At 53.5% G+C, this 5,397-nt stretch carries 4 protein-coding genes; all 4 read left to right on the top strand.

What is annotated here, in order from left to right; all coding sequences use genetic code 11:
• The first annotated feature begins 55 nt into the window (after positions 1–55).
• Positions 56–424, top strand: coding sequence for a DMT family protein (locus tag C5S62_RS04510; RefSeq protein WP_104404239.1), 369 nt, complete (start codon positions 56–58; stop codon positions 422–424).
• A gap of 87 nt (positions 425–511) precedes the next feature.
• On the top strand, positions 512–1,258 hold the full coding sequence (locus C5S62_RS04505; protein ID WP_104404241.1) for a tRNA 2-thiocytidine biosynthesis TtcA family protein: 747 nt from the start codon (positions 512–514) through the stop codon (positions 1,256–1,258).
• A 76-nt stretch (positions 1,259–1,334) separates the two neighbouring features.
• Positions 1,335–3,830: a helix-turn-helix domain-containing protein gene (locus C5S62_RS04500; protein WP_223301135.1), complete on the top strand. Its 2,496-nt coding sequence runs from the start codon at positions 1,335–1,337 to the stop codon at positions 3,828–3,830.
• Between the two features lie 18 nt (positions 3,831–3,848).
• Positions 3,849–5,397 (top strand): helix-hairpin-helix domain-containing protein (locus tag C5S62_RS04495; protein WP_133159497.1); only part of this gene is annotated, 1,549 nt, incomplete at its 3' end.

Below are 5,397 nucleotides of genomic sequence, written 5' to 3'. Positions count from 1 at the left end.
TCATTACAGAATGCGTTTTCCCGGAAAACGCCAGTCAGACGAATAAAATCATCACATGCAAGGATTCTATGCTATCGTATTGTTGGTCTGCTCCAACATCTTCATGACTTTTGCCTGGTACGGCCACTTGAAATTGCAACAAACCGGCGTGAGCCGCAACTGGCCGCTCATGGCCGTCATTCTCTTTTCGTGGGGCATCGCCCTGTTTGAATACATCTGTCAGGTGCCGGCCAACCGGCTGGGGTATATTGACAACGGCGGACCTTTCTCGCTTATACAACTCAAGGTCATTCAGGAGGTGGTGTCGCTCATTGTCTTTACGGTCATCGTAACGTTGCTGTTTAAAGGAGAGGGATTCCATTGGAACCATGTGGCGGGGTTTGCCTGCCTTGTGGCCGCCGTCTATTTTGTATTCATGAAGTGAACCTTTCGGATAAGTCCGTTCGCCTTGATGGAGGCTTGAAAAACACAGTCAATAGTATAACAGCTGATGTCTGACAAAGAAAAAACAATGTCCAGTCCGTGTGACGGACGCGCTTTGGAAAAACGGTTGCGCCGGCGTTTTGCCGATGGCGTGCGCGAGTTCTCACTCATCGAACCGGGCGACCACTTGCTCTTGGGGCTATCGGGCGGCAAGGATTCTATGGCCTTGCTCGAATTGTTGGGCGATGCAAAGCGGCGGGCAGGCGGTCGATTTGAAGTGAGCGCCCTGCATGTGAGAATGGATAATGTGGACTATCAGTCCGATACTTCTTATCTGGAACGGCAAGCCGAGGTGTCGGGAGTCAGACTTTACGTAAAGACAGCATCTTTTGAGCCCGATCGCAACGAGCGGCGCTCGCCTTGCTTCCTCTGCTCGTGGACACGACGCAAGGTACTCTTTTCCACCGCACAGGAGTTGGGCTGTAATAAAATAGCCCTTGGGCATCATCAGGACGACATGTTGCTCACGGCACTGATGAATCTGACTTATTCCGGCTCCTTTTCAACCATGCCGGCCAGCCTGACGATGAGGAAGTTTCCGGTCTGTATCATACGGCCGCTTTGCAAAGTCCATGAGGAAGACCTTCGTGAATGGGCGGAATATCGAGGGTTTCGGCCGCTAGTGAAGGCTTGTCCTTTTGAAAAGGCTTCAAACCGAACGGCTGTACGCCAATTGTTTGACGCCATGGAGGCGCTCAATCCTGAAGCCAGGTACAGCCTGTGGCATGCGTTGGTAAAGGAAAACAAGATAGTAGAGCGGCCGGCCGAAGAATGAACCGCTGTGCCGGAATACGGAGAGGCTTGCCCCTCACACATGAATTATACCTGGAAAACGACTTAGAAGACAGACAATGATCTCAAATCAGGAAATAGATTACGCACGGCGTATCATTGAAAAGACCGATGCCCATCTTTTTCTTACCGGAAAAGCAGGCACGGGCAAGACCACATTCCTGCGCCGGCTGAAGGAAATCCAGCCTAAACGGATGGTGGTACTTGCTCCCACGGGCATCGCTGCAATCAACGCCGGCGGCGTAACCATCCACTCCTTCTTTCAATTGCCGTTTGCTCCTTATATTCCCGGTGCCAATTACAGCAAAGAACAGTTCAGAATGGGAGCAAACAAACTTAAGCTTATCCGCTCGCTCGAATTGCTGGTCATTGACGAAATATCAATGGTGCGCGCCGATCTGCTCGACAATATTGATGAGGCATTGCGCCGGCATCGGGGCAACGCCGCGCCTTTTGGCGGCGTTCAGTTGCTCATGATCGGCGACTTGCAGCAACTGGCGCCCGTAGTCACTGATGAAGAGCAATTATTGTTGAAACCTTATTACGACACCTGTTTTTTCTTCAGCAGTCATGTGCTCCGAAAGACAAACTATCTGACCGTTGAATTGCAACATGTATATCGCCAGAGTGACGAAAAATTCATAGACTTGCTTAATAAAGTACGGCAAGGACGCATTGATGATGATGTGCTGGCCCGTCTCAATGCCCGATGCCTTCCCGGCTTCATCCCGCAGGACAATGAGGGATATATTCACCTTGTTACGCATAACCGCCAGGCGGGACAAATAAACCGGCAAAAGCTTGAAGCGCTACCGGGAGAGACCTTTTCCTTTCAGGCTTCTACGGAAGGGAACTTTCCTGAATCATCTTATCCCACCGATGCTACGCTCGAGCTCAAACAAGGCGCCCAGGTCATGTTTGTAAAGAACGATCAGGCAGGGCGCTACTACAACGGTATGATTGGTGAGGTTACAGACATCGGAACGAAAGGCTTCTGCGTACGTCCGGTAGACGAAAAAGGCGGGAACATCTCCCTTGAACCGGAGGAATGGACCAATGCACGCTATGTTCTTAACGAAAAAACAGGAGAAGTAGAGGAACGCATCGACGGCGTGTTCCGACAATTCCCCATCAAGCTGGCATGGGCCATCACTATCCATAAAAGTCAGGGACTTACTTTTGAACACGCCGTCATAGACGCCCATCAAGCCTTTGCTCACGGCCAGACTTATGTGGCGTTAAGCCGTCTGAAAAAGCTCGATGGACTGATACTTTCTTCACCTATTCCTCCTTCAGCCATCATTACAGATCTTTCTGTCAACCAATACATGCGCGACATTGTAGGACGGGGAATTGATGAAAACCGCCTTAACCGGTTGTGTGCCGCATTTGTGTTGAATACACTCACTTCATTGTTCGATTTCCGTCCGCTCAAGCAGTCTTGTGACCGCCTCATGCGGGTTCTTCTGGAATTTTTCTCCCGACTTTATCCCGATACCATAGCATCGTGGCAACAGGTCAGGACAGAGTTTGACGGACAGGTGAGCGATGTAGCCCAGCGGTTCAGGCCGCAATTGGAACGTCTTGTGGCCGATAACGCCGAGGTGGAGGAAAATGAAAAGTTGCAGGAGCGTTTACGCAAAGGAGCGGCTTATTTTGAGGAGGTTCTCCGTCCCATACAAGTACTTTCGGAAAACCTCAAGCTCCCCACCGATAGTTCCATTGCCCGTAAACGCCTGAAAACGGCGGCCGAAGAATTTTGTGAACTCCTCTTTATGCAAATAACCTTATTGCAATACGTGGCCGAGCATGGCTTTTCCTTGGCGGACTACCAACGGGCCAAGGCGCAGGCTTATATCAGCAAGCCGTCAGGCAGGAAGAAAGGTGAGGGCGGCAAAGCGGCCATACGCGAGCGTGAACGGATAGTCGTTCCTTCAGAGATGGAACAGCCTCGGCTTTACCGAAGTCTCGTAGACTGGCGTTACGAAAAGGCGAAAGAGGAGAAAAAACCAGCCTATGTCATTCTGCAGCAAAAGGCATTGCAGGGAGTGGCTAACCTTATGCCGGATACGCCGGAGAAACTCGCCCTCATCCCTTATATCGGCAAGAAAACCGTAGAGATGTATAGTGGGGAAATACTCGACATCGTTTCCCGCTACCTTAAGGAGAACGCGCTTCAGAGTCCGGCTATGCGTACAGAGAAAGTCGCCGTGGTTCCCGCTGCCGAGCGCGAGAAAACGGCTGACAAAAGCCTGCTGATGTTTGAACAGGGACTTTCCATAGACGAAATAGCCAGTGAACGCCATCTTACGACCGCCACGGTTTTCTCACATCTGGCCAAACACGTCATAGAGGGCCGTCTGGAAATGTCGCGCCTCGTGGCTCCTGAAAAGGAGGGCCGCATCAAATCCGCTCTGTACGATATGGCCAGGCGTTTTCCGCAGGCCACGCTCGGTGAAAAGCGTCAGGCCGCGGGCGAGGACGTATCCTTTGGTGAAGTCAAGCTCGTAGAAACGTTACTGTCCCAACCATCTTCTGAGACGGAACAGATTTAAAAACATTTTCCTGTCTTAATGAAAAAAGTCCCGCACACCATCTTTTCCCCGACCCTGTTCGCCTCATGGGAGAAACTCCGGAGAAGATGGTGTGCCGTATTGCTATTGCTGCCTCACCTTCTTGTTTCCGCACAGACTTACACAGCCGGTCGCGAAGAATATCTGACGTGGGAGGATTTCGTAGAAAATTATTGTGAGAGGGAAACCGGCGATGTTTCCGATGACGGGAAAAACGACGGATACCTGCAACAGTTGCAAGAGCTGCATGCCCGGCCTTATAACATCAACACGGTCTCGCGGGAAGCCCTTCTCGGCATACCTTTTCTTTCGGAAGAACAAGCAGATTCCATATTGTCCTATCGCCGGCAAAAGCGGTTTTTCCGCACTTTGGGCGAGCTACAGTTCGTCAGTCCGTTGACGCGTGAAGAGCGACAGTGGCTTTCGCTTTTCATCTACGCCGGAGACACTTTAAGCGTGCCTCAGTCATTCGGCCGGCGTATCTTCGGCGGCCGTCACGACCTGACGGCGGATCTGCTCATACCCTGTTACCGCCGTGAAGGCAATCAGCCCCACTCGCGTGAGGAACTGGAAAAATACCCCAACCGCCAGTATCTGGGCAATGGCCTGGCCCACACCCTGCGCTACCGTTACCGCAGCAGGGAAGGAGATGTGGCATACGGCCTGACGATGCAGAAAGACGCCGGCGAGCCCTTCGGCCGTTATGGTAACCTGCCCTATGACTATACCTCAGGTTATTTCCATTTGGCACCGTTCCAAAAGCGCTGGGCACTGTGGCTGGGAGATTATGAGATAAACGTGGCGCAAGGTCTGCTGGTCGGAAGCCGGCGTTTTGGCTACCGGCAGATTTTGTCCGCCGCAGTCATGCGCCCGCCGGCCGTTGTCAGGCCGCATACCTCCACCGACGAAGCTTTCTTCCTGCGCGGGGCGGCCATGCGCTGGTGCTTAAACGGTTGGCAGGTGGTGGCATTCGCCTCCTGGCGGCGCATCGACGGCACCCTCCGGGGCGACACGCTCACAGCTCTCAAAACCGATGGGTTGCACCGCACCGAAGGCGAGATGGAACGGCGCCGGGTGGCGGGACTGCTGACCTTGGGCGCACAGGCCAGCTACGTGAGGCCGAACTGGCATACCGGAGCCACAGTCCTTTACAGCCGCTACGGCAAAACCCTTTATCCCCCGTTGAGGCCGGACAACCGCCATGTGCTGCGCGGCCGCTCAGCCGCGGGAGTGAGCCTGCACTATGCCTGGCGGCTTTCGCCGCAGGTGGAGGCGACCGGCGAAGTGGCCGCCGACCGTTATGGCCACCTTTCCTTGCTGCATGTGGTGCGTTTCGTGCCTAGTCACGCCGTCAATCTGACGCTACAGGGGCGCCATCTGTCGCCGCGCTATGTGGCGCCGCACGCCGGAGCTGACGTACAGAATTCGCGGATGCAGAATGAGACCGGTCTTTACGGCCAATTTTCCTGGCAAATGACACCGCGCCTGAACGTCACAGCCCACGCCGACCTCTTTCGCTTCAAGCATCCCGTTTTCCGCGCCTCACTCC

It is taken from the genome of Prevotella sp. MGM2 (assembly GCF_002933955.1).
Lineage (GTDB): Bacteria > Bacteroidota > Bacteroidia > Bacteroidales > Bacteroidaceae > Alloprevotella.
This window is presented reverse-complemented; position numbering and strand designations above follow the sequence as displayed.